This is a genomic window from Nonomuraea glycinis (assembly GCF_014646515.1).
GTDB classification, from domain to species: domain Bacteria; phylum Actinomycetota; class Actinomycetes; order Streptosporangiales; family Streptosporangiaceae; genus Nonomuraea; species Nonomuraea glycinis.
The window spans coordinates 284,753-303,388 of the sequence record NZ_BMNK01000004.1; the positions used below are offsets into that span (position 1 = coordinate 284,753).

Annotated in this window: 21 protein-coding genes; 13 read left to right on the top strand and 8 right to left on the bottom strand. The window is 71.7% G+C overall.

Annotated features, from left to right (window positions below; all coding sequences use genetic code 11):
• Window positions 1-6: 6 nt before the first annotated feature.
• Genes mtlA through ptsP form a run of 6 tightly spaced genes read left to right on the top strand, consistent with a single transcriptional unit; the run spans window position 7 to window position 5,054 of the window.
• Window positions 7-1,242: a mannitol-specific PTS transporter subunit IIC gene (gene mtlA / locus IEY87_RS14780; RefSeq protein ID WP_189139193.1), complete on the top strand. Its 1,236-nt coding sequence runs from the start codon at window positions 7-9 to the stop codon at window positions 1,240-1,242.
• Between the two features lie 3 nt (window positions 1,243-1,245).
• Window positions 1,246-1,554, top strand: coding sequence for a PTS lactose transporter subunit IIB (locus IEY87_RS14785; RefSeq protein WP_189139194.1), 309 nt, complete (start codon window positions 1,246-1,248; stop codon window positions 1,552-1,554).
• Window positions 1,547-1,975 carry a PTS mannitol transporter subunit IIA gene (locus tag IEY87_RS14790; protein ID WP_189139195.1) on the top strand — a complete coding sequence of 143 codons (429 nt, stop codon included), beginning with the start codon at window positions 1,547-1,549 and terminating at the stop codon, window positions 1,973-1,975. Before IEY87_RS14785 ends, IEY87_RS14790 begins: the two co-directional genes overlap by 8 nt.
• A complete protein-coding gene (locus tag IEY87_RS14795; protein ID WP_189139196.1) occupies window positions 1,972-2,976 on the top strand; it encodes a zinc-binding dehydrogenase in 1,005 nt (334 codons plus the stop codon). The genes IEY87_RS14790 and IEY87_RS14795 overlap by 4 nt, the downstream gene beginning before the upstream one ends.
• 10 nt (window positions 2,977-2,986) lie before the next feature.
• Window positions 2,987-3,271 carry an HPr family phosphocarrier protein gene (locus tag IEY87_RS14800; protein ID WP_189139197.1) on the top strand — a complete coding sequence of 95 codons (285 nt, stop codon included), beginning with the start codon at window positions 2,987-2,989 and terminating at the stop codon, window positions 3,269-3,271.
• Window positions 3,264-5,054, top strand: coding sequence for a phosphoenolpyruvate--protein phosphotransferase (gene ptsP / locus IEY87_RS14805; RefSeq protein ID WP_189139198.1), 1,791 nt, complete (start codon window positions 3,264-3,266; stop codon window positions 5,052-5,054). The genes IEY87_RS14800 and ptsP overlap by 8 nt, the downstream gene beginning before the upstream one ends.
• A gap of 3 nt (window positions 5,055-5,057) precedes the next feature.
• Here the strand turns inward: ptsP and IEY87_RS14810 are convergent, their stop codons facing one another.
• From IEY87_RS14810 to IEY87_RS14820, 3 genes are all read right to left on the bottom strand, one after another.
• The gene (locus tag IEY87_RS14810; RefSeq protein ID WP_263652087.1) at window positions 5,058-7,556 is read right to left on the bottom strand and encodes an ATP-dependent Clp protease ATP-binding subunit; all 2,499 of its coding nucleotides are present in this window, start codon (window positions 7,554-7,556) and stop codon (window positions 5,058-5,060) included.
• A gap of 121 nt (window positions 7,557-7,677) precedes the next feature.
• Window positions 7,678-8,685 carry a serine hydrolase domain-containing protein gene (locus tag IEY87_RS14815; protein ID WP_225277327.1) on the bottom strand — a complete coding sequence of 336 codons (1,008 nt, stop codon included), beginning with the start codon at window positions 8,683-8,685 and terminating at the stop codon, window positions 7,678-7,680.
• Window positions 8,651-9,793, bottom strand: coding sequence for an RNA-guided endonuclease InsQ/TnpB family protein (locus IEY87_RS14820; protein ID WP_225277326.1), 1,143 nt, complete (start codon window positions 9,791-9,793; stop codon window positions 8,651-8,653). Before IEY87_RS14820 ends, IEY87_RS14815 begins: the two co-directional genes overlap by 35 nt.
• Before the next feature lie 25 nt (window positions 9,794-9,818).
• On the opposite strand from IEY87_RS14820, the gene tnpA reads away from it, so the two are divergent.
• Window positions 9,819-10,247 carry an IS200/IS605 family transposase gene (gene tnpA / locus IEY87_RS14825; protein ID WP_189139200.1) on the top strand — a complete coding sequence of 143 codons (429 nt, stop codon included), beginning with the start codon at window positions 9,819-9,821 and terminating at the stop codon, window positions 10,245-10,247.
• Between the two features lie 21 nt (window positions 10,248-10,268).
• Here the strand turns inward: tnpA and IEY87_RS45720 are convergent, their stop codons facing one another.
• Complete coding sequence (locus IEY87_RS45720) at window positions 10,269-10,640, bottom strand: serine hydrolase domain-containing protein (protein ID WP_229699335.1); 372 nt, start codon at window positions 10,638-10,640, stop codon at window positions 10,269-10,271.
• A 55-nt stretch (window positions 10,641-10,695) separates the two neighbouring features.
• Between IEY87_RS45720 and IEY87_RS45730 the strand changes: the two genes are divergently transcribed.
• A complete protein-coding gene (locus tag IEY87_RS45730; protein WP_225277325.1) occupies window positions 10,696-11,517 on the top strand; it encodes a histidine kinase in 822 nt (273 codons plus the stop codon).
• Window positions 11,508-12,152, top strand: a complete 645-nt coding sequence (locus tag IEY87_RS14840) for a response regulator (protein WP_189139201.1) — start codon at window positions 11,508-11,510, stop codon at window positions 12,150-12,152. Before IEY87_RS45730 ends, IEY87_RS14840 begins: the two co-directional genes overlap by 10 nt.
• 6 nt (window positions 12,153-12,158) lie before the next feature.
• Here IEY87_RS14840 and IEY87_RS14845 read toward each other — a convergent pair whose 3' ends face one another.
• On the bottom strand, window positions 12,159-12,800 hold the full coding sequence (locus IEY87_RS14845; RefSeq protein ID WP_189139202.1) for an SDR family oxidoreductase: 642 nt from the start codon (window positions 12,798-12,800) through the stop codon (window positions 12,159-12,161).
• Window positions 12,801-12,823: 23 nt separating this feature from the next.
• On the opposite strand from IEY87_RS14845, the gene IEY87_RS14850 reads away from it, so the two are divergent.
• The gene (locus IEY87_RS14850; protein WP_189139203.1) at window positions 12,824-13,516 is read left to right on the top strand and encodes an HAD family hydrolase; all 693 of its coding nucleotides are present in this window, start codon (window positions 12,824-12,826) and stop codon (window positions 13,514-13,516) included.
• A 60-nt stretch (window positions 13,517-13,576) separates the two neighbouring features.
• Window positions 13,577-15,001, top strand: a complete 1,425-nt coding sequence (gene gnd, locus IEY87_RS14855) for an NADP-dependent phosphogluconate dehydrogenase (protein ID WP_189139204.1) — start codon at window positions 13,577-13,579, stop codon at window positions 14,999-15,001.
• A 99-nt stretch (window positions 15,002-15,100) separates the two neighbouring features.
• Here gnd and IEY87_RS14860 read toward each other — a convergent pair whose 3' ends face one another.
• Window positions 15,101-15,865 (bottom strand): thioesterase family protein, encoded by a 765-nt coding sequence (locus IEY87_RS14860; RefSeq protein WP_225277324.1) that lies wholly within the window; start codon window positions 15,863-15,865, stop codon window positions 15,101-15,103.
• Between the two features lie 227 nt (window positions 15,866-16,092).
• Between IEY87_RS14860 and IEY87_RS14865 the strand changes: the two genes are divergently transcribed.
• The gene (locus IEY87_RS14865) at window positions 16,093-16,521 is read left to right on the top strand and encodes a type II toxin-antitoxin system PemK/MazF family toxin (protein WP_189139205.1); all 429 of its coding nucleotides are present in this window, start codon (window positions 16,093-16,095) and stop codon (window positions 16,519-16,521) included.
• 14 nt (window positions 16,522-16,535) lie between these two features.
• Here the strand turns inward: IEY87_RS14865 and IEY87_RS14870 are convergent, their stop codons facing one another.
• Window positions 16,536-16,913: a cupin domain-containing protein gene (locus IEY87_RS14870; protein ID WP_225277323.1), complete on the bottom strand. Its 378-nt coding sequence runs from the start codon at window positions 16,911-16,913 to the stop codon at window positions 16,536-16,538.
• 88 nt (window positions 16,914-17,001) lie between these two features.
• Entirely contained in the window at window positions 17,002-17,235 is a 234-nt protein-coding gene (locus IEY87_RS14875; protein WP_189139207.1) for a Tm-1-like ATP-binding domain-containing protein, read from the bottom strand.
• Between the two features lie 34 nt (window positions 17,236-17,269).
• Between IEY87_RS14875 and IEY87_RS14880 the strand changes: the two genes are divergently transcribed.
• On the top strand, window positions 17,270-18,634 hold the full coding sequence (locus tag IEY87_RS14880) for an FAD-dependent oxidoreductase (RefSeq protein WP_189139208.1): 1,365 nt from the start codon (window positions 17,270-17,272) through the stop codon (window positions 18,632-18,634).
• Window positions 18,635-18,636: the final 2 nt, after the last annotated feature.

Below are 18,636 nucleotides of genomic sequence, written 5' to 3' on the forward strand. Positions count from 1 at the left end.
TGTCCAATGGCCGACACCTACACTCCCAAGGTCCAAGGGACCGGCATCAAGGCCACGATCCAGCGGATCGGCGGTCATCTAGCGGGCATGATCATGCCGAACATCGGCGCGTTCATCGCCTGGGGCCTGATCACCGCGCTGTTCATCCCCACCGGCTGGCTGCCGAACGCCACGCTGGCCGCGATGGTGGGCCCGATCATCACGATGCTGCTGCCCATCCTCATCGCCTACACCGGCGGCCGGATGGTGCACGGGCAGCGGGGCGCCGTGGTCGGCGCCGTCGCCGTCATGGGCGTCGTGGTGGGCGCCGACATTCCGATGTTCCTCGGCGCCATGATCATCGGCCCGCTGGCCGCCCTGGTCATGAAATATGTGGACAAGTTCACTGAGGAGCGGACCAAGTCCGGGTTCGAGATGCTGGTGGACAACTTCACCGCTGGCATCGTCGGCGGCGTCATGGCCATCGCGGGCATGTTCGCCATCGGCCCGATCGTCCAGGGCATCACCACGGCGGCCAGCGGTGCGGTCGGCTGGCTGATCGACAACGGCCTGCTCCCCTTCGTCTCCATACTGATCGAGCCCGCCAAGGTGCTGTTCCTGAACAACGCCATCAACCACGGCGTGTTCGGCCCGATCGGCGTCACCGAGGCGGCGCAGACCGGCAAGTCGATCATGTTCATGCTGGAGTCGAACCCCGGCCCCGGCCTCGGCCTGCTGCTGGCCTTCCTGTTCTTCGGCCCGCGGGCGCTGCGGCCCAGCACCCCCGCCGCGATGATCATCCACTTCTTCGGCGGCATCCACGAGATGTACTTCCCGTACGTGCTGATGAAGCCGCGCCTCATCCTCGCCATGATCGCGGGCGGCGCGTCCGGCGTGGCCACCTTCATGATCACCGGTGCGGGCCTGGTGGCGACGCCGTCGCCGGGCAGCATCTTCGCCTACATCGCGGTGACGCCGCGTGGCGGCTGGCTGGGCATGATCGCCGGCATTCTCATCGCCACGGCCGTGACCTTCGTCGTCGCGGCGGTCCTCATGGGCTTCGGCAGGGGCGAGAAGGAGGTCCCGGCCGACGGCCCGGCGTCCGGCACCGCGCCGGAGCCGGCCGAGGACGCCGCGCAGGCCCAGCCGAGCGAGCAGGCCGAGCCCGCCCGCGCCGAGGCTCAGGAGGCTGAGCGCGCCGAGGCGCACAAGCCGGAGCAGACGCCGCAACCGCACCCCCGAACCATCGCCAAGGAGGCGTGAGTCATGCCGAGCATCGACAGCAAGGACATCCACAAGATCATCGTGGCCTGCGACGCGGGCATGGGCAGCAGCGTGATGCTCGCCACCCAGCTCCGCAAGCAGCTCAAGTCCACCGGCGTCACCGTGGAGCACACCCCGGTCAACGACATCCCGGCCGACGCCGACGTGGTGCTGTGCCACACCGGGCTCGCCGCCAGGGCCAGGGTCTCCGCTCCCGGCAAGGTGCTGGTGCCGTTCCAGATCTTCCTCGGCGACCCGGCCGTGACCAAGCTGATCGCCACGATCAAGAACGGCGGCACCGTAGATGCGTGACGACCTGCTCGACCCGCGCGGCGTGCTGCTGCACGAGAGTGCGGGCAGCCGGGAGGAGGCCATCCGCCGGTGCGGGCGCGCCCTGGTCGACGTGGGCGCCGTCGCGGAGCCGTACATCGAGGCCATGCTCGAACGCGAGCGGTCCATCTCCACCTATGTCGGCGAGGGGGTGGCCATCCCGCACGGCACCGCCGCCTCCAAGGAGGACGTCAAGCGGGACGCGATCTGCGTGGTGCGCTTCCCCGACGGGGTGGACTGGGACGGCGATCAGGTCACGGTCTGCGTCGGCATCGCGGCCAAGAACGACGGGCACGTGCCGCTGCTGGCCGCGCTGGCGGAGATCCTGCTCGACCCCGACAGGGCCAGGACGCTGCGTGAGGCCACCGAGGTCCATCAGGTGACAAAGGAGTTGACGTCGTGAAGGTCGCCAGATTCCACGCGCCGGGCGATATCCGGGTGGAGGACGCTCCGGAGCCCGAGGCGGGTCCGGGCGAGCTGAAGATCCGGGTGCGTAACTGCTCGACCTGCGGGACCGACGCGAAGATCTTCAAGTTCGGGCACCACCACATCCGGCCGCCCCGGGTGATGGGGCACGAGATCGCCGGCGAGGTGGTCGGCACCGGCGAACGGGTGCAGGTGATCGCCGCGATCCCGTGCGGGACGTGCGCGGAGTGCGCCAGGGGACGGCTGACCGTCTGCCCGAACCAGGAGTCGATGGGTTACCACTTCGACGGCGGCTTCGCCGAGTACATGATCGTCCCGGCCAAGGTGCTCGCCGTGAACGGGGTCAACACGATCCCGGGCGGGGTGAGCTTCGCCGAGGCGTCCGTGGCCGAGCCGCTCGCCTGCGTGCTCAACGGGCAGGCCCTGGCCCGGGTGGGCAAGGGCGACGACGTGGTGGTGATGGGCGCCGGCCCGATCGGCTGCCTGCACGTCCGGCTGGCGCGGGCGCGCGGCGCGGCCCGCGTGTTCCTGGTGGACGTGAACGCCGAACGGCTGGCGATGGCGGCCGACCTGGTGCATCCGGACGCCGCCATCGACACCGACCCGGTCGAGACGGTGCTCAAGCTGACCGGCGGGCGCGGCGCCGACGTGGTCATCACCGCGGCAGCGGCCGGCGCGGCGCAGGAGCAGGCGGTGCTGATGGCCGCCAGGCAGGCCCGCATCAGCTTCTTCGGCGGGCTGCCCAAGGACGACCCGTTCATCAGGCTGGACTCCAACCTGGTGCACTACCGGGAGCTGACCATCGTCGGCGCGAACGGCTCCAGCCCCGCGCACAACGCCGAGGCGCTCCGCCTGATCGCGGAGGGCGCCGTGCCGGTGGCCGACCTGATCACGCACCGGCTCCCGCTGTCCCAGGTGCTCGACGGGATCGATCTCGTCAGCCGGGGCGCGGCCATCAAGGTCACGATCGAACCCTGAGGAGGTTCCGATGCCAGCAAGGACGGTGGCCGTCGCGTCGGCCAGCGGGCTGCACGCCCGCCCTGCCAAGCTCTTCGTCCAGGAGGCCGCGCGGCTGGGGGTGCCCGTGCGGATCCGGGTGGGTGACGGCAAGGCGGTTCCGGCCAACAGCATGCTCGGCGTGCTGTCGCTGGGCGCGGTGCACGGCACCGAGGTGACCCTGGAGTCCGACGCGCCGGACGCGGAGGAGGCGCTCGACGCCCTGGCCGGGCTGCTCTCCCGCGACCTGGACGCGGAAGAGGCCCTCGATGCCTGACGAGGTGGTCCCGGCGGCCGGCGCTCCCGAGCCGCCCGCCGCCGGCTCCGCCACCCCGGGCGCCGGCCCGGCGCCGGGCGGTTCCACTGGCGTGGGCGTCAGCCCGGCGCCGGGCGGTTTCACCGGGCTGGGCGTCAGTCCGGGGCGGGCGGCCGGGCCGGTGATGCGGATGGCCGGGCCGCCGGTGCTGCCCGCGGCGCGGCCCGTGGCCGACGCCGGGGCGGAGATCGCGGTGGTGGGCAAGGCTCTGGAGGCTGTGGCCGCCGACCTGCGGCACCGCTCCGCCGCCGCGCGGGACCGCACCTCCGGCGGCTCCGGTGGGGACGGCCCCGGGAAGACCGGCGGCTCCGGTGCTGACGGCCCCGGGAAGACCGGCGGCTCCGGTGGGGACGACGCGGCCGAGATTCTGGACGCGCTCGCCATGATGGCCGACGACCCGATGCTGCGGGAGGAGGCCGAGCAGGGCGTGCGGGACGGGCTCGACGCCGCGCACGCGCTGGACGCGGCGTTCAACCGGCATCGGGAGGCCCTGGCGGCGCTCGGCGGCTATCTGGGTGAGCGGGCCGCCGACCTGGACGACCTCAAGCACCGGGCGGTGGCCGACGCGCTGGGCGTGCCGATGCCCGGCCTGCCGTCGCCGGGGCACCCGTACGTGCTGGTCGCCGAGGACCTCTCCCCCGCCGACACGGCGGGGCTGGGCGCCGACGTGCTGGCGCTGGTGACGGAGAAGGGCGGCCCGACCAGCCACACCGCGATCCTGGCGCGCGGCCGCGGGCTGCCCGCGGTGGTCGCGTGCGCGGGCATCACCGAACTGCCGGACGGTACGTACATCTCCGTGAACGGTGTCAGCGGCGAGATCGCCGTCGGCGTCACCGTGGCGGAGGCCGCGCGCATCCTGGAGGAGGAGAGCAGGGAGCGGGCGAGGCTGGCCGCGACCAGCGGGCCGGGCAGGACCGCCGACGGCCACCCGGTCAAGCTGCTGCTCAACATCGGCTCGGCCGCCGACCTGCGGCCGGGCGCGGAGGGCGTCGGCCTGTTCCGGACGGAGTTCCTCTTCCTGGACCGCAAGCAGGCGCCGTCGTTCGAGGAGCAGGTGGCCGCCTACGCTGAGGTGTTCAGGCAGGCCGAGCAGGTCGTCGTGCGCACCCTGGACGCGGGCACCGACAAGCCGCTGCCGTTCCTCGGCCTGCCGCCTGAGCACAATCCGGCGCTCGGCATCCGCGGCCTGCGGGTGGACCGCCTCCTGCCGGAGGTGCTGGACACCCAGCTCGACGCCATCGCCGAGGCGGCCCGCGCGACCGGCGCGGACGCGTGGGTGATGGCGCCGATGGTCACCACCCGCGCCGAGGCCGCCGACTTCGCCCGCCGCGCCCGCGCCCGGGGCATCGGCCGGGTGGGCGTGATGGTGGAGGTCCCCGCCGCCGCGCTCCAGGCGGACCGGCTGCTGGCGGAGGTCGACTTCCTCAGCATCGGCACCAACGACCTCAGCCAGTACACCTTCGCGGCGGACCGCCAGCATCCCGGTCTGGCCGATCTGCTCGACCCGGCGCAGCCCGCCCTGCTGCGGCTGGTCGGCGCCTGCGCGCAGGCGGGTCGCGCGGCGGGCAAGCCGGTCGGCGTGTGCGGCGAGGCGGCCGGTGATCCGGTGCTCGCGCCGGTGCTGGCCGGGCTCGGGGTCACCAGCCTGTCCATGGCTCCGGTCTGCGTCCCCGCCGTCCGCGACGCCCTGGCCCGGCACACCCTGGAGGAATGCTGGGAACGCGCCCGTACGGCCACCGCCTGATCGCTAGCCGACCGGCTGGGGATGGTGGGCGCGCAGGCTGAGCTCGTCGCCTTCGACGTCCACCGTCACCCGGCCGCCCTCGGTGACCTCCCCGGTCAGCAGCATCGTCGACAGCCGGTTGTCCAGCTCGCGCTGGATGGTGCGGCGCAGCGGCCGGGCGCCGAACTCCGGCTGGTGACCGCGCGCCACCAGCCAGTCCTTGGCCGCGTCGCTCACCTCCAGCGTCACGTCCTGCCCGCGCAGCCGCTGCCGGGTCTTCTCCAGCAGCAGGTCGACGATCTGCCGGAGCTGCTCCCGCTCCAGGCGCTTGAACACGATGGTCTCGTCGATGCGGTTGAGCAGCTCGGGGCGCAGCGAGTGCCGCAGCAGGTCCATGAGCTGCTCGCGCGGCACGTCGCCGGGCGCGTCCAGGATCAGCTGGGCGCCGATGTTGCTGGTCATGATGACGATCGCGTTGCTGAAGTCGACGGTGCGGCCCTGACCGTCGGTGAGGCGGCCGGCGTCGAGCATCTGCAGCAGGATGTTCGTCACGTCCGGGTGCGCCTTCTCGACCTCGTCGAGCAGGATCACGCCGTGCGGGCGGCGGCGGACGGCCTCGGTGAGCTGCCCGGCCTCCTCGTAGCCGACGTAGCCGGGAGGCGCGCCGATGAGCCGGGAGACGGTGTGCCGCTCCTGGAACTCGCTCATGTCGATCCGGACCATGTGGTCCTCTCCGCCGAACAGCGCGGCGGCGAGCGCCCTGGCGAGCTCCGTCTTGCCGACCCCGGTGGGGCCGAGGAACAGGAAGCTGCCGATCGGCCGGTTCGGGTCCCCCAGGCCGGCGCGGGCCCTGCGCACCGCCTCGGCGATGGCGACGACCGCCTCTTCCTGGCCGATGACCCGCTCGTGCAGGAGCTGCTCCAGCCGCATCAGCCGTTCACGCTCCCGCTGGGTGAGCTGGGTGACGGGGATGCCGGTACGGCGGGAGACGACGTGCGCGATGTCCTCCACCATCACCTGCGGCACCTCGTGGTGGCCCTGCCTGGCCCGGTCGAGCTCCGGCCGGACCTTGTCGATCATGGTGGTGATCTCCTTGGCCCGGTCGAAGTCGTCGGAGGAGATCGCCTGGTCCTTGTCGCGGCGCAGCGACTCCAGGCGCTCCTCCAGCTCGCGCACGTCGCCGGCGGGGGTCCGGGAGCGCAGCCGTACCCGGGCGGAGGCCTGGTCGATCAGGTCGATGGCCTTGTCCGGCAGGAACCGGTCGGCGATGTAGCGGGCGGACAGGGTGGCGGCGGCGTCGAGCGCCTCGTCGGTGATGCGTACCTGGTGGTGGGCCTCGTAGGCGTCCCGCAGGCCGGCCAGGATCTCGATCGTCTCCTCGACGGTGGGCTCGGCGACCAGGATCGGCTGGAGGCGGCGCTCCAGGGCGGCGTCCTTCTCGATGTTCTTGCGGTACTCGTCGATGGTGGTGGCGGCGATGACGTGCAGCTCGCCCCGGGCCAGGGCGGGCTTGAGGATGTTGGCGGCGTCCATGCCGCCTTCGGCGGAGCCGGCGCCCACCAGGGTGTGCACCTCGTCGATGAACACGATGGTCTCGTCGGCGTGCGCCCGCACCTCGTCGATGACCTGCTTGATGCGCTCCTCGAACTCGCCCCGGTACTTCGTGCCCGCCACCATCCCGGTGAGGTCGAGGGCGATCACCCGCCGGTCCTTGAGGGTGTCGGGGACGCTGCCGTTGACGATGCGCTGGGCGATGCCCTCGACGATGGCGGTCTTGCCGACGCCGGGCTCGCCGATGAGCACCGGGTTGTTCTTGGTCCGGCGCGACAGCACCTCGATGGACTGCTCGATCTCCTCCTCGCGGCCGACGACCGGATCGAGCCGCCCCTGCCTGGCCTCCTCGGTCAGGTCTCTGCCGTACTGGTCGAGCGAGGGCGTGTCACCGCCTTCACGCCGTTCGCCCGGCGCCCGCGGTGCGGTGCCGGACGGCTCGGCGAGCAGGGCCTGCTGCACCTCGTTGGCGGAGACGCCCTGCTCCCGCAGCATGCGCCCGACGCTGGACTCGGGGTTGGCGGCCACGGCGAGCAGCAGGTGCTCCGGGCCGATGTAGGAGGAGCCCAGGGCTCTGGCGACGCGCTGGGCGTCAAGGACGGCCCGCTTGGCCGCCGGGGAGAGCGTGGTCGGCGGCTCGGCGGCCTGGCCCGGCCCGCCGAGCGCGCGGATCTGGTCGCGGAGCCGGCCGACGTCCGCGCCCGCCTCGCGCAGCAGCTCGTGGGTGGGCTCCGCCTCGGTCAGCGCCCCGAGCAGGTCGAGCACGTCCAGGTCCGCGGCGCCGCGCCGCCCGGCGTGCTCCAGCGCGCTGGACAGCACGTCCCTGGCCGTGGCGCTCAGCAGCTTGCCGACGTCGACCCGCTGCACGCTGTGCCTGGCCGGCGGCCATGCGTCCACGTCGCCGAACACCCGGCCGGTCAGCTCTTCGAATCCTCTGAACGGGTCCCTGCCGAAGAACGACCCGAATGGCATGCTCGACACCTTTGTCCCCTTTCACGAACCTTCAGGGACCTGTTACCGGACGCACCCCCACGTATGGCCAGATGACGGTAAAGGCTTCGACGTCATGGATGCGGAGAGCCGCACCTCGGCTTCATCGCCGTCGTAGCCGTGCCGTGCCCCAGAGGCGTGCGGCGACCACCGTGAGGCCCGCGGCCGCGGCCGTCACCAGCCAGAGCATGAACGTCGGGTAGAGGTAGGCCAGCTGGACCCAGCCGGCGTCGCGGCCGCGGGCCAGGATGCGATGGATCGGGGCGATCGTCGCGCACAACCCGATCGGCAGCAGGTACGGCGCCAGCCGCCAGAGCTGCCATCCCGTGCGGCGCGCGGCCCATCGCCGGGCACGTGCCGTGCCGCGTACCGCGAGCCCGATGGTCACCAGGGTCAGCAGGGCGAAGAGCACGTCGGTGGGGAGCTTTTGCTGCCCTGAGGGCGGCTGCGGGGCGCCGCCCTCGATGATGGCGACCAGGCCCGTCATGAGGGTGTGCGCGTCGGAGAAGGCCATGCCGGTGTTGGCCATGACGGCGATGCCGTGTCCCGAGCCGGGCATCAGCAGTTGGTGGGCGGTGGAGGTGAACAGGTCTCCCCCGTGCTCCAGCACGGGGGTGCCGCGTTCGGTCTTGTCGATCATCCAGCCGAGGGCGTAGTCCTGGTTCGGCCGGGAGGCGGTGCGCATCTCCTCGACGCCGTGCGGGGACAGCAGGCCCTGGAGGCCGGTGTTCTGCCTGATCAGCCATCGAGCCATGTCGTTGGCGGTGCTGAGGACCCCACCGGAGCCGTTGCCGAACCCGGTCGGCTCCGGCAGGGCGACAGCCTGGCCGAGTACGTACAGGTGGCCGCGGGCGCTGTCGGGGAGGTCGCGGTCGGTGTCGATCGTCGTGCTGTGGCGCATGCCGAGCGGCTCGAAGATGTGCGCGGCGAGGTAGGCCGCGAACAGCTGACCGCTGACCACTTCGACTAGCCGGGCGGCGACCTGGTAGTTGGTGTTGTGGTAGGTCAGCTTCTCGGCCGTGAACGACCGAGCTTGCAGCTCCTCGCCGTCGATGGCTTCGACGGTCCGGTCCGCGTCAGGCAGCGTGACTGACTGCCCAGCCCGTCTCACCGCGTGAGGCGATGTTGCGGGCTGCGTTGACGTCGGCGTGCTCAGCGAAACCGCACGACGTACACGAGAAGGTGGCCTGGTCAGGCCGGTTGCGCCTGTCCACATGCCCGCAGTGCGAGCACTGCTGTGAGGTGTAGGCCGCATCCACGGCGATCACCGCCACGCCTGCCCGGACCGCCTTGTAGGCGATGAAGACTCCGAGCTGGTAGAAACTCCAGGAGTGCAGCGTGACCCGCTGGGGCTTGCGAAGCCGTACCCGTTCGCGAATGCCCTGGAGATCCTCCAGAGCGATCCCGCGCCCGGTGCGTGTCGCCTCGGTCACGATGCTCTTGGCGATGACGTGGTTGACATTCGCCGCGAAACGGGCCTCCTTACGGCGGCGTCTTTTCAGCAGCCGCCTGGCGGACTTGGTCTGCTTGGCCTGCAAGCGTCGGCGTAGTTGGCGATGGCGGTGGCGGACAGCCTTCAGCGCTTTACCGCTGTGGCGGACTCCGTCGCTGGTGGTGGCGATGTTGGCGATGCCCAGATCGATCCCGAGGAATCCGTCCGGCACCGCGATCGGGGCATCGGCGACCTCGACCGTGGCGTGCAGGAACCACATCCCGTCCCGGCACACCAGATCCGACTCACCGCGGCGGTGGGCGGCCAGCAGCGCCAGTTGCCGCGCCGAGCCGGTGAAGGCCACCCCTTTCAACCGCCTGGCGGTCGTCCAGATCGACACCGTCCGCGCATCATGCTGCCAGGACAGGCACCGGTCGTCGAACGGCTGGGCAGCCAGCGGCCGGAAGGAGATCGGTTTGGTCTCGGCTTTGATCCGGCGCGGCGATCCGGGCTTGCCCAGGTTCCCGGCGGCCAGGTTGGCGTGCAGGGTGCGGTAAGCGTCGCACACTTTCTTGATGACGTGCTGGGCGGCCTGGGCGGCCAGGCCGAAGTCGGCCTTGATCTGGTCGTAGGTGTGCTTGCGCAGGTCGAAGGTGCGGAAACAGCGTTGCTCGAACGCCAGTGCCGCGACCAGGTTCGCCGCCCGGTTGGCGGCGTGCAGGGTGGCTTCCAGCGCCGCCGCCTGCTGCGGCGTCGGCAGGAGCTTCACCTGCACCACCAGTTTCACAATCGAACACACTACCATTAGGTCCATGTCACCGCGATGGGAGCCGAACCCCGAGATCCGGCGGGGCCGTAGCGTGGTCCACAGCCTCCACGCCCATTTGGTCTTTACCACCAGATACCGGCGCGAAGTGTTCACCGATGAGACCCTGCGCCGCTGTGAGGACATCATGATCGAGGTGTGTGACAGCTTCGGCGCCACGCTGGTGGAGTTCAACGGCGAGCACGACCATGTCCACCTGCTGGTGCACTATCCGCCCAAGGTCGCGCTCTCGACTCTGGTCAACTCTCTCAAGGGCGTCTCGGCCCGGCTGCTACGCAAGGAGTTTCCGGTCCACATCCGCCGCCATCTGTGGGGCGGCCATTTCTGGTCCCCCTCCTATTTCGCCGCGTCCTGCGGCGGAGCACCCCTGTCGATCATCAAGGAGTACATCGAGAACCAGAAACGGCCAGACTGAGTCACCCACGCAGACCGACTGTCAGAGCACCGCTCGGGCCTGAGGACCCTCCCGCGCTGTCGTTTCCTCCCGGGCGTGAACGCCCGGGGTTCCACCCCAGATCACGCTGAAGACGGTCCCGGGATCCGCGGCGAGCCTGGCCGTGCTGAGCCGGGCCACGGCGCCTTGGAGCGTTTCCGGTTGAGGCAGGCTCTTCTCCCGGAAGGCCGAGTCGGCCATGCCGGAGGTCTGGTGCAGCAACTGCCGTACGGTGATCTGCGCGGCCCGGGGGTCGGCCATCGTGAGCTCGGGCAGGTAGCCGCGCACCGGCTGATCGAGGGCGACATTGCCCTTCTCGGCCAGCTGCATGACGGCCAGGGCGGTGAAGGACTTGCTGGCCGAGGCCACCGCCATGGGGGGTGTCGGCGGTGACGGGCTCGCCGGTGGCGGTCGTGCCGTATCCGGCGGTGTGGATGACTCTGCCCTGCTGCGTGATCGCCACCGTGACACCAGGCAGGCCCGTAGCCGCGCGGTACGCCTCGACGTAGGCGTCGACCGACGCGGGGACCGACGTAGGAACCGACGCGTCGACCCACGCGGGGACCGGCGCGGGAAGGGTAGGGGCCAGGGCGAGACAGATGGCAGCGCGGACAAGCTGCTGGCACTCGAACGGGCACGGCTCGCCACGTGGCTGGGGCATCCGACGGCTGAGGCCGGCGGCGGCTACGGCTTCCTCGTCGTGCGCGCCGCCGCAGGACTCGTGACCGGGTACGGCGTGACCGCCGGACTGTTGCTGAGCGGCCTGCTCCTGTCCGGCGGGTCGTGGGAGCTCCTCACCAGCGCGAGCGAGTCCGTACCGTTCGACTTCCCCGGGGTGAAGGTGATCAGCAACATCGGCGTCATGGGGCTGCTGACAGGCGGGTTCCTGCTCGTGCTGACCCTGACCGGAGCGCTTGCCGCCGGTGCCGCGGAGCGCCGGCTCGCCGACCGGCTCCTCGGGCCGAGCGGCCAGGAGCGGATGCGCCGGCGCATCGCCGTGCTGACCGCCACCAGGTCCGACATCGTCCGCGCCGTGGACGACGAGCGGCGCAGGATCGAGCGCGACCTGCACGACGGTGTCCAGCAGCGGGGGATCGCGCTGGCCATGCTGCTCGGCCGCGCTCAGCACGCCGCCGACCCGGCCAAGGCCAGGCGCGTGCGGGCGCTGGACGGGGCGTTCACCGTCGACAGCCCGCCAGGCGGGCCCACCAGAATCGCGGCCACGCTGCCCAAGGAGGTCCCGTGCGCCTGATCCTGGCCGACGATTCGGTGCTGCTCCGCGAAGGGCTGACGCGGCTGCTCGCCGACGCCGAGCATGAGATCGTGGCCGCCGTCGGCGACGGTCAGGCGCTGCTGGAAGCCGTCGCCGAGCATCCGCCCGACGTCGCGGTGATCGACGTACGCATGCCACCGGCGCACACCGACGAGGGACTGCGCGCGGCTCTGGATATCCGCGAGCGTCACCCTGGCGTCGGCGTGCTCGTCCTGTCCCAGTACGTGGAGAAGACCTACGCCGCCAGGCTCCTCGCCGGCGATGCCAGGGGCCTGGGCTACCTGCTCAAGGACCGCGTCACGGAGGTGGCCGACTTCCTCGACGCGCTGGAGCGGATCCGTGCGGGCGGCACGGCCTTCGACCCCGAGGTGGTCCGCCAACTGCTCACCCGTACCGTTCACGCCGATCCGCTGAGCAGGCTGAGCGCGCGCGAGACAGAGGTGCTGCGGCACCTCGCCCAGGGCTGCATCAACACGGCGATCGCCGAACGCCTGCACGTGTCGCTGAGCACGGTCGAAAAGCACATCCACTCGCTCATGGACAAGCTGGAGCTGCCGCGCGATCCCGGCTACAGCCGCCGCGTGCTGGCCATCCTGCGCTACCTCGATGACTGAGGCACGTCACCGCGTCGCGACGGCCTCGCCGATGGGGATGTCGCCGGTGACGAGCTCCAGGGTGCGGCGGCCGGCGTACGGGGCGCGCAGCAGCGCGGCGATGACGGCGGCGACGTCGTCGCGCGGCACCGAGCCCGGCGGCACCTCGGGGGCCAGCCGCACCAGGCCGATTCCCGGCTCGTCGGTGAGCCGGCCCGGCCGCAGGATCGTCCAGTCCAGGTCCCGGCTGCGCAGGTCCTCCTCGGCCTCGGTCTTGGCCCTGATGTAGGTGGCCCACACCTCGTCGCTCCCGGGGGCGGGCGGCTTGCCCGCGCCCATGCTGGAGATCTGCACGAAGGTCCGCACGCCCGCCCGCTCGGCGGCGTCGGCCAGCAGGACGGAGGCCGCCCGGTCGACGGTGTCCTTGCGCGCGACGCCGCTGCCCGGCCCGGCGCCCGCCGCGAAGACCACCGCGTCGGCGTCGCGCAGGGTCTCGGCGACCTCCGCCACGCTCGACTTCTCCAGGTCGCAGAGCACGGCCTCGGCCCCGGTCGCCTCGACGTCGGCGAGGTGCGCCGGGTTGCGCACCAGGCCCGCCGCGCCCGCGCCGAGCAGCTTCGCCAGCCGCAACGCGATCTTGCCATGCCCGCCCGCGATGATGATCCTCATGGTCGCCATGGTGTCATGGAGATATGGACGACTTCCCTGAGGCACCCACTCCGGCGTTTCTCTTCGACCTGGACGGCACCTTGATCGACAGTGTCTACCAGCATGTGATCGCCTGGCGGCAGGCGCTGTCGGGGCTGGGCATCGACCTGTCGGTGTGGCGGATCCACCGGCGCATCGGCATGAGCGGCGGGCTGTTCGTGAACGCGCTGCTGCGGGAGACCGGGCTGAAGCTGACGCAGGAGCAGATCGACGCGTTGCAGTCGACGCACGCCACGGCTTACGAGCAGCAGGCGGACTCCGTCCGGCCGCTGCCCGGCGCGGTCGAGCTGCTGACGGAGCTGACCTCGCGCGGCGTGCCCTGGGCGATCGCGACCAGCGGTTACGCGCGTACGGCCAGGCTCGCGCTGGGCCTGCTGGGGCTGCCCGAGGACGCGCCGATGGTGACCCGGGACATGGTGCGCCGGGCCAAGCCCGACCCGGACCTGTTCCTGGCCGGCGCCGCCCTGCTGCGGGTGAACCCGGCGCATGCCATGGTGGTGGGTGACAGCATCTGGGATCTGCTCGCCGCACGGAGGGCGGGCGCGCTCGGGATCGGGCTGCTGTCGGGCGGCTACGGCCGGGACGAGCTCGAACGGGCGGGCGCGTTCAGGGTCTACGCCGACCCCGCCGACATGCTGGACCGGCTCGATGAGCTGGGGGTCCGGCAGAGCGACTGATGGGAATATCCGGCCGAACCGTCCGGCTGGATCATGCGTATCCCTCACAGAGGAGCTGACATGGACTTGGCAGATATCGGCGTCACCGGCCTGGCCGTGATGGGCCGCAACCTGGCTCGCAACCTGGCCAGGCATGGCTACACGGTGGCCCTGCACAACCGGTCGGAAGGCCGTACCCAAGAGCTCGTGCGGGAGTTCGGCGGCGAGGGGACGTTCGTGCCCGCGCGGGAGCTGGCGGACTTCGTCGCCTCGCTGAAGCGGCCCCGGCGGGCGATCATCATGGTGAAGGCGGGCGCCGGCACGGACGCGGTGATCGACCAGCTCGCGGCGCTCATGGAGCCAGGCGACATGATCGTCGACGGCGGCAACGCGCACTTCGCCGACACCCGCCGGCGCGAGGCCGCGCTGCGCGAGCAGGGCATCCACTTCGTCGGCAGCGGCATCTCCGGCGGCGAGGAGGGCGCGCTGCTCGGCCCGAGCATCATGCCGGGCGGTTCGAAGGAGTCCTGGGAGGCGCTCGGCCCGATCCTCCAGGACATCTCGGCCAAGGTGGACGGCGTGCCCTGTGCGGTGCACGTGGGCCCGGACGGCGCCGGGCACTTCGTGAAGATGGTGCACAACGGTATCGAATATTCCGACATGCAGCTCATCGCGGAGTCGTACGACCTGCTGCGCCAGGCGCTCGGCGTCACCCCCGCCGAGCTGGCGGAGGTGTTCAGGCAGTGGAACGAGGGCGAGCTCGGCTCCTACCTGATCGAGATCACCGCCGAGGTGCTGGAGCAGGTCGACGCCGAGACCGGCAAGCCGTTCGTGGACGTGGTGGTGGACCAGGCCGAGCAGAAGGGCACCGGCCGGTGGACCGTGCAGAGCGCGCTGGAGCTGGGCGTGCCGGTGACGGGGATCGCCGAGGCGGTGTTCGCCAGGGCGCTGTCCGGTCACCCGGAGCAGCGGCGGGCCGCCCGGTCGCTGGAGGGTCCCGAGGTGTCCGGGGACGGCGCCAAGGAGCTGGTCGAGGACGTACGGCAGGCGCTGTACGCATCCAAGATCGTCGCCTACGCGCAGGGCTTCGACCAGATGGCGGCCGCGTCCAAGGAGTACGGCTGGGACGTGGACCTGGGCGCGATGGCCACCATCTGGCGTGGCGGCTGCATCATCAGGGCCAAGTTCCTGGACCGGATCCGCGCCGCCTACGACGCCGACCCGAACCTGCCGACGCTGCTGGCGGACCCGACGTTCGCGGCCGCGGTCAACCTGGCGCAGGAGTCCTGGCGCCGGGTGGTGACCACGGCGGTGCGGATCGGGGTGCCGACGCCCGGCTTCTCCTCGGCGCTGGCCTACTACGACGGGCTGCGGCGTGACCGGCTGCCCGCCTCGCTGGTGCAGGGGCTGCGCGACTACTTCGGCGCGCACACCTACCACCGGGTGGACAAGGAGGGCTCCTTCCACACCGACTGGTCGGGCGACCGCGCCGAGCACCCGGCCTAGCCACCGAGCATCCGGCCCGGACGTCGAACGTCCGGGCCGGCCGACGCGGCGGGATCAGGTTCCCGCGAGCCTGCGCAGGGCGGTGGATCAGCTTTCCGCTTAAGTCCTGTGCAGGTTGGCGATGGCGGACACCAGGCAGTAGCCGATCGGTCCGGCCGCGTCGTGCACGGTGCACTGGCCGGCCGCGACCCCCTCGGTGCTGAGGTGACCGGTGGCGTCCATGCCGATCACCTCGCCCTCCGGCAGGCGCGCCAGGTTGAGCGTGTAGTCGGCGTTGATGAACTGCAGGCCGCCGCTGTCCATGCCGCTGAGAGGGCTGGCGAAGTCGGCGGCCAGCGCCGCCCGCACGAACGGGGAGAGCCTCTCTTCCTCGACGAGCGGGCAGGTCTCACGCATCCAGATCCGCCTGCGTCCCGGCCCGTTCCACCCCGGCAGCGACCACAGGTCGAACGGCGGGACCCAGCCGCCCGGGTGCTCCGGCGGCGGCCCGTCGGGCGGGCTCTCGTCCCACGCCGGGGTGACCGGCCGGTCGCCGGCGGGCTGCTCGCCCTTCCTCAGCAGGACGACGCTCGCCCGGCCGATGACGCCCTGCTCGGTGCTGAGCACGGCGTCGGCCACCCGGATCCGGCGCCCGTCCCTGACCAGGGCGACCTCGACGGTGATCGGCAGCATCGGGCTGTTGCGGAACAGGTCGACGGTGAGCCTGGCGAAGTGCATCTCCGGGTCGCCGTACTCCTCCTCGACGGCGCTGGCGGCGAGGCCGCCGATCAGGCGGCCGTGGAGCATGCCGGGGGCCCAGGGACTGCGGGCGTGCGGGGCGGGGACGAACCCTGCCGCGCCGCGCGTGAAGAACGCTGACGTCACAGAATGGGATTCTAGAGCAGCGCCGTCCGGGCGCGGCCAGGTCGTCAGGCCGGGTGGACGCGCAGCGCCTGGACGCTGGAAGCTCATCGAGAGCTTCGTCAACAACATCGGCATCCCTCCCAACCGTGAGGCAGCGGTACCCCACCCGATGGTGGCGCCCGAAGGCTCGAGGAGATATCGCATACCCCGCCTGGTGCGGGTGGGGGCGGGTTCCGTAGGATCCGACGGTGCGAGATTCAGGTGAAGACCCCCGGCCCGCCAAGGGCGCTGTGCGTGAGGTGTCGTCGGCGCAGGCCGTGAAGCTGTCCTACTCCCCCGATCTCGACGGTCTGGCCGACCCCGGTGAGATCGTCTGGGCCTGGGTGCCGTACGAGGAGGATCCTGGGCGTGGCAAGGACCGGCCGCTGCTCGTCGTGGGCCGCAGCGGGCGCGGGCTTCTGGGCATGATGCTTTCCAGCCAGGGCGACGACGGGCCCGAGTGGATGAGCGTCGGCGCGTGGGGGCGTGACGGGAAGGCCTCCTTTGTACGGCTGGATCGGGTGTTCGTGCTGGACGAGGACGACATCCGGCGCGAAGGAGCCATCATGGACGCCGACCAGTTCGTGCACGTCGCGGCCCGCCTGATGAAGATGTACAACTGGTCCGCCGGCCGCTGACCCTGGCCCAGGCGCTACGGCTGGTGCCAGTGTGGGACCTGGCCCGGCTCGTGCAGGTGGTAGTCGGGGGCGCCCTCCAGGGCCTTCTCCTCGCCGCCCGGCGTATAGGTGACGATCAGACGGAGTGGACGCCAGGTGGTGTTGTGCGTCGAGTGGAAGACGCCTCTCGGGATGTGCACGGTGTCGCCCTCCCGGATGGGGAACGGCTCGGCGTCGTCGACCATCTGGCCGGCCTCGCCGGAGATCACGTAGAGGATCTCCTCGGCGTCCGGGTGATTGTGGCGGGCGTGGCCCTGGCCGGGGTTGACGATGACCTCGCCCAGGGTGCTGCTCGCGCCGGGGACGAGCGACGGAGTGACGAACCACTTGATCGAGCCCCAGTCGAAGGTCATGGTCGACACATTGTCCGGATTTATCAGCATTTAGAGCTCCAGATTCTTGAAGGCAGTGACCTGCTCGGCGATGGGACCGCCGTGGTGGTCAGGCCCAGGTGCGGGACGAGCATGTCGGCTCCCGCCTCGGCCATGGCGGGCGCCTGGTCCTCGTCGAAGCCGCGACCTGGTCATTGGGTACGTCCACCGGGTACGACACGCCCGGCTCGCCGGTGCCCGTATCGATCACCAGAACGTCCCGGCCGAGCCCGATCAGCCTGTCACGCAGCCATCCGTATTCCTGGCCCTTGGTATCCAGCGTGCCGATGAGGACGACGGTCATCTTCCGACGCTAACCCGGCTGCGATCATTGGCCTATGCGTGTTGCAGTGATCGGGAGCGGCATCGTCGGCGCCGCCGCCGCTTACCACCTGAGCGGCCACGGCGTGTCCGTCACCGTGATCGACGGGGGTTACCGGGGCGAGGCGACGCAGGCGGGGGCGGGCATCGTGTGCCCGTGGGTGGACCATCCGGACGACGAGGACTGGTACCAACTGACCCGGGAGGGCGCCCGCCGCTACCCCGAGCTCGTCGGCGCCCTGGGCGAGGACATCGGCTACGCCCAGGTGGGGGCACTCCTGGTGTCGGAGGAGCCCGCCGAGCTGGAGCCGGTGCGCGCCCTGCTGGCCCGCCGCTACGCGGAGGCACCGGAGATGGGCGTGGTCTCGGACGTGACGGCGCCGTCGGCGCTGTTCCCGCCGATCGCCGAGGACCTGAGCGCGCTGCTCGTCCCCGGCGCCGCCCGGGTCGACGGGCGCGCGGTGCGGGACGCGCTCCTGGGTGCGGCCCTCCGCCAGGGCGCGGAGCTGCGTACGGGAACGGCGACGATCACCCCCGACGGCCAGGTGCTGGTACGAGCGGCGCGTGAGGCCGACGCGCGCGGCCGGTCGCTGTCCCCGCCTCCGCCCGAGGCACGCGGCACGACCGGCGGCCGACCGTCCTGGCGCCAGGGCGCCCCGGAACCCCCGTCACCTGAACGCCCAGGACGCGAGCCCGCCGGCGAGCACACGACCGGCCCGGAGGACGCCGGCACCCGCCCGCTGGGTGAGGATGCAGGCCCGCACGGTGCCGGGGTGGAGGAGGCGGCGGTTGTCGAGAGCGAGGCCGGTGGCGAGGGGGTGGCGGCCGGGAAGGAGATCGGCGTCGCCGAGGAGAGCTGGGCGGTGGTCGAGGCCGATGCGGTGATCGTGGCGGCCGGGGCCTGGACGGGTGAGGTGTGCCGGCCGCTCGGCGTGGAGCTGCCGGTCTTCCCGAGGCGCGGCCAGATCGTGCACGCCACCCTGGACGGCGTCGACACGGCCTGGTGGCCCATCGTGCTGCCCAGGAGCGGGCCGTACCTGCTGGGGTTCCCCGGCTCTCGCGTGGTGGTGGGGGCGACGGTGGAGGATGTCGGGTTCGCGCCGCGCGTCACGATGGGCGGGCTCGAGGAGGTGCTGCAGGCGGGGCTGCGGGTGGCGCCCGGCCTGTTCGGCGCGACGGTGACGGAGACCAGGGTGGGGCTGCGCCCGGTGTACGCCCCCGGGCCGCCGCTCATCGGCCGCGTCACCGACCGGGTGGCGGTGGCGACGGGCCTGAGCGCGTACGGCCTGACGGCGGGCCCGCTCACCGGGTCGCTCGTGGCCGGTCTGGTGCTGGGCGAGGAGCCGCCCATCGACCTGACTCCGTACGGTCCCCCTGGATGAGG

Excerpts from the sequence above, each read along its gene's own strand:
- IEY87_RS14875 (WP_189139207.1), bottom strand. The coding sequence starts at position 17,235 with ATGACCGTCGTCCTCATCGGCACGCTGGATACCAAGGGCCAGGAATAC.
- tnpA (WP_189139200.1), top strand. The coding sequence starts at position 9,819 with ATGTCACCGCGATGGGAGCCGAACCCCGAGATCCGGCGGGGCCGTAGC.
- IEY87_RS14870 (WP_225277323.1), bottom strand. The coding sequence starts at position 16,913 with ATGACCTTCGACTGGGGCTCGATCAAGTGGTTCGTCACTCCGTCGCTC.
- IEY87_RS14790 (WP_189139195.1), top strand. The coding sequence starts at position 1,547 with ATGCGTGACGACCTGCTCGACCCGCGCGGCGTGCTGCTGCACGAGAGT.
- IEY87_RS14810 (WP_263652087.1), bottom strand. The coding sequence starts at position 7,556 with ATGCCATTCGGGTCGTTCTTCGGCAGGGACCCGTTCAGAGGATTCGAA.
- gnd (WP_189139204.1), top strand. The coding sequence starts at position 13,577 with ATGGACTTGGCAGATATCGGCGTCACCGGCCTGGCCGTGATGGGCCGC.
- IEY87_RS14800 (WP_189139197.1), top strand. The coding sequence starts at position 2,987 with ATGCCAGCAAGGACGGTGGCCGTCGCGTCGGCCAGCGGGCTGCACGCC.
- IEY87_RS14850 (WP_189139203.1), top strand. The coding sequence starts at position 12,824 with ATGGACGACTTCCCTGAGGCACCCACTCCGGCGTTTCTCTTCGACCTG.
- IEY87_RS14845 (WP_189139202.1), bottom strand. The coding sequence starts at position 12,800 with ATGAGGATCATCATCGCGGGCGGGCATGGCAAGATCGCGTTGCGGCTG.
- IEY87_RS14880 (WP_189139208.1), top strand. The coding sequence starts at position 17,270 with ATGCGTGTTGCAGTGATCGGGAGCGGCATCGTCGGCGCCGCCGCCGCT.
- IEY87_RS45720 (WP_229699335.1), bottom strand. The coding sequence starts at position 10,640 with ATGGCGGTGGCCTCGGCCAGCAAGTCCTTCACCGCCCTGGCCGTCATG.
- mtlA (WP_189139193.1), top strand. The coding sequence starts at position 7 with ATGGCCGACACCTACACTCCCAAGGTCCAAGGGACCGGCATCAAGGCC.
- ptsP (WP_189139198.1), top strand. The coding sequence starts at position 3,264 with ATGCCTGACGAGGTGGTCCCGGCGGCCGGCGCTCCCGAGCCGCCCGCC.
- IEY87_RS14785 (WP_189139194.1), top strand. The coding sequence starts at position 1,246 with ATGCCGAGCATCGACAGCAAGGACATCCACAAGATCATCGTGGCCTGC.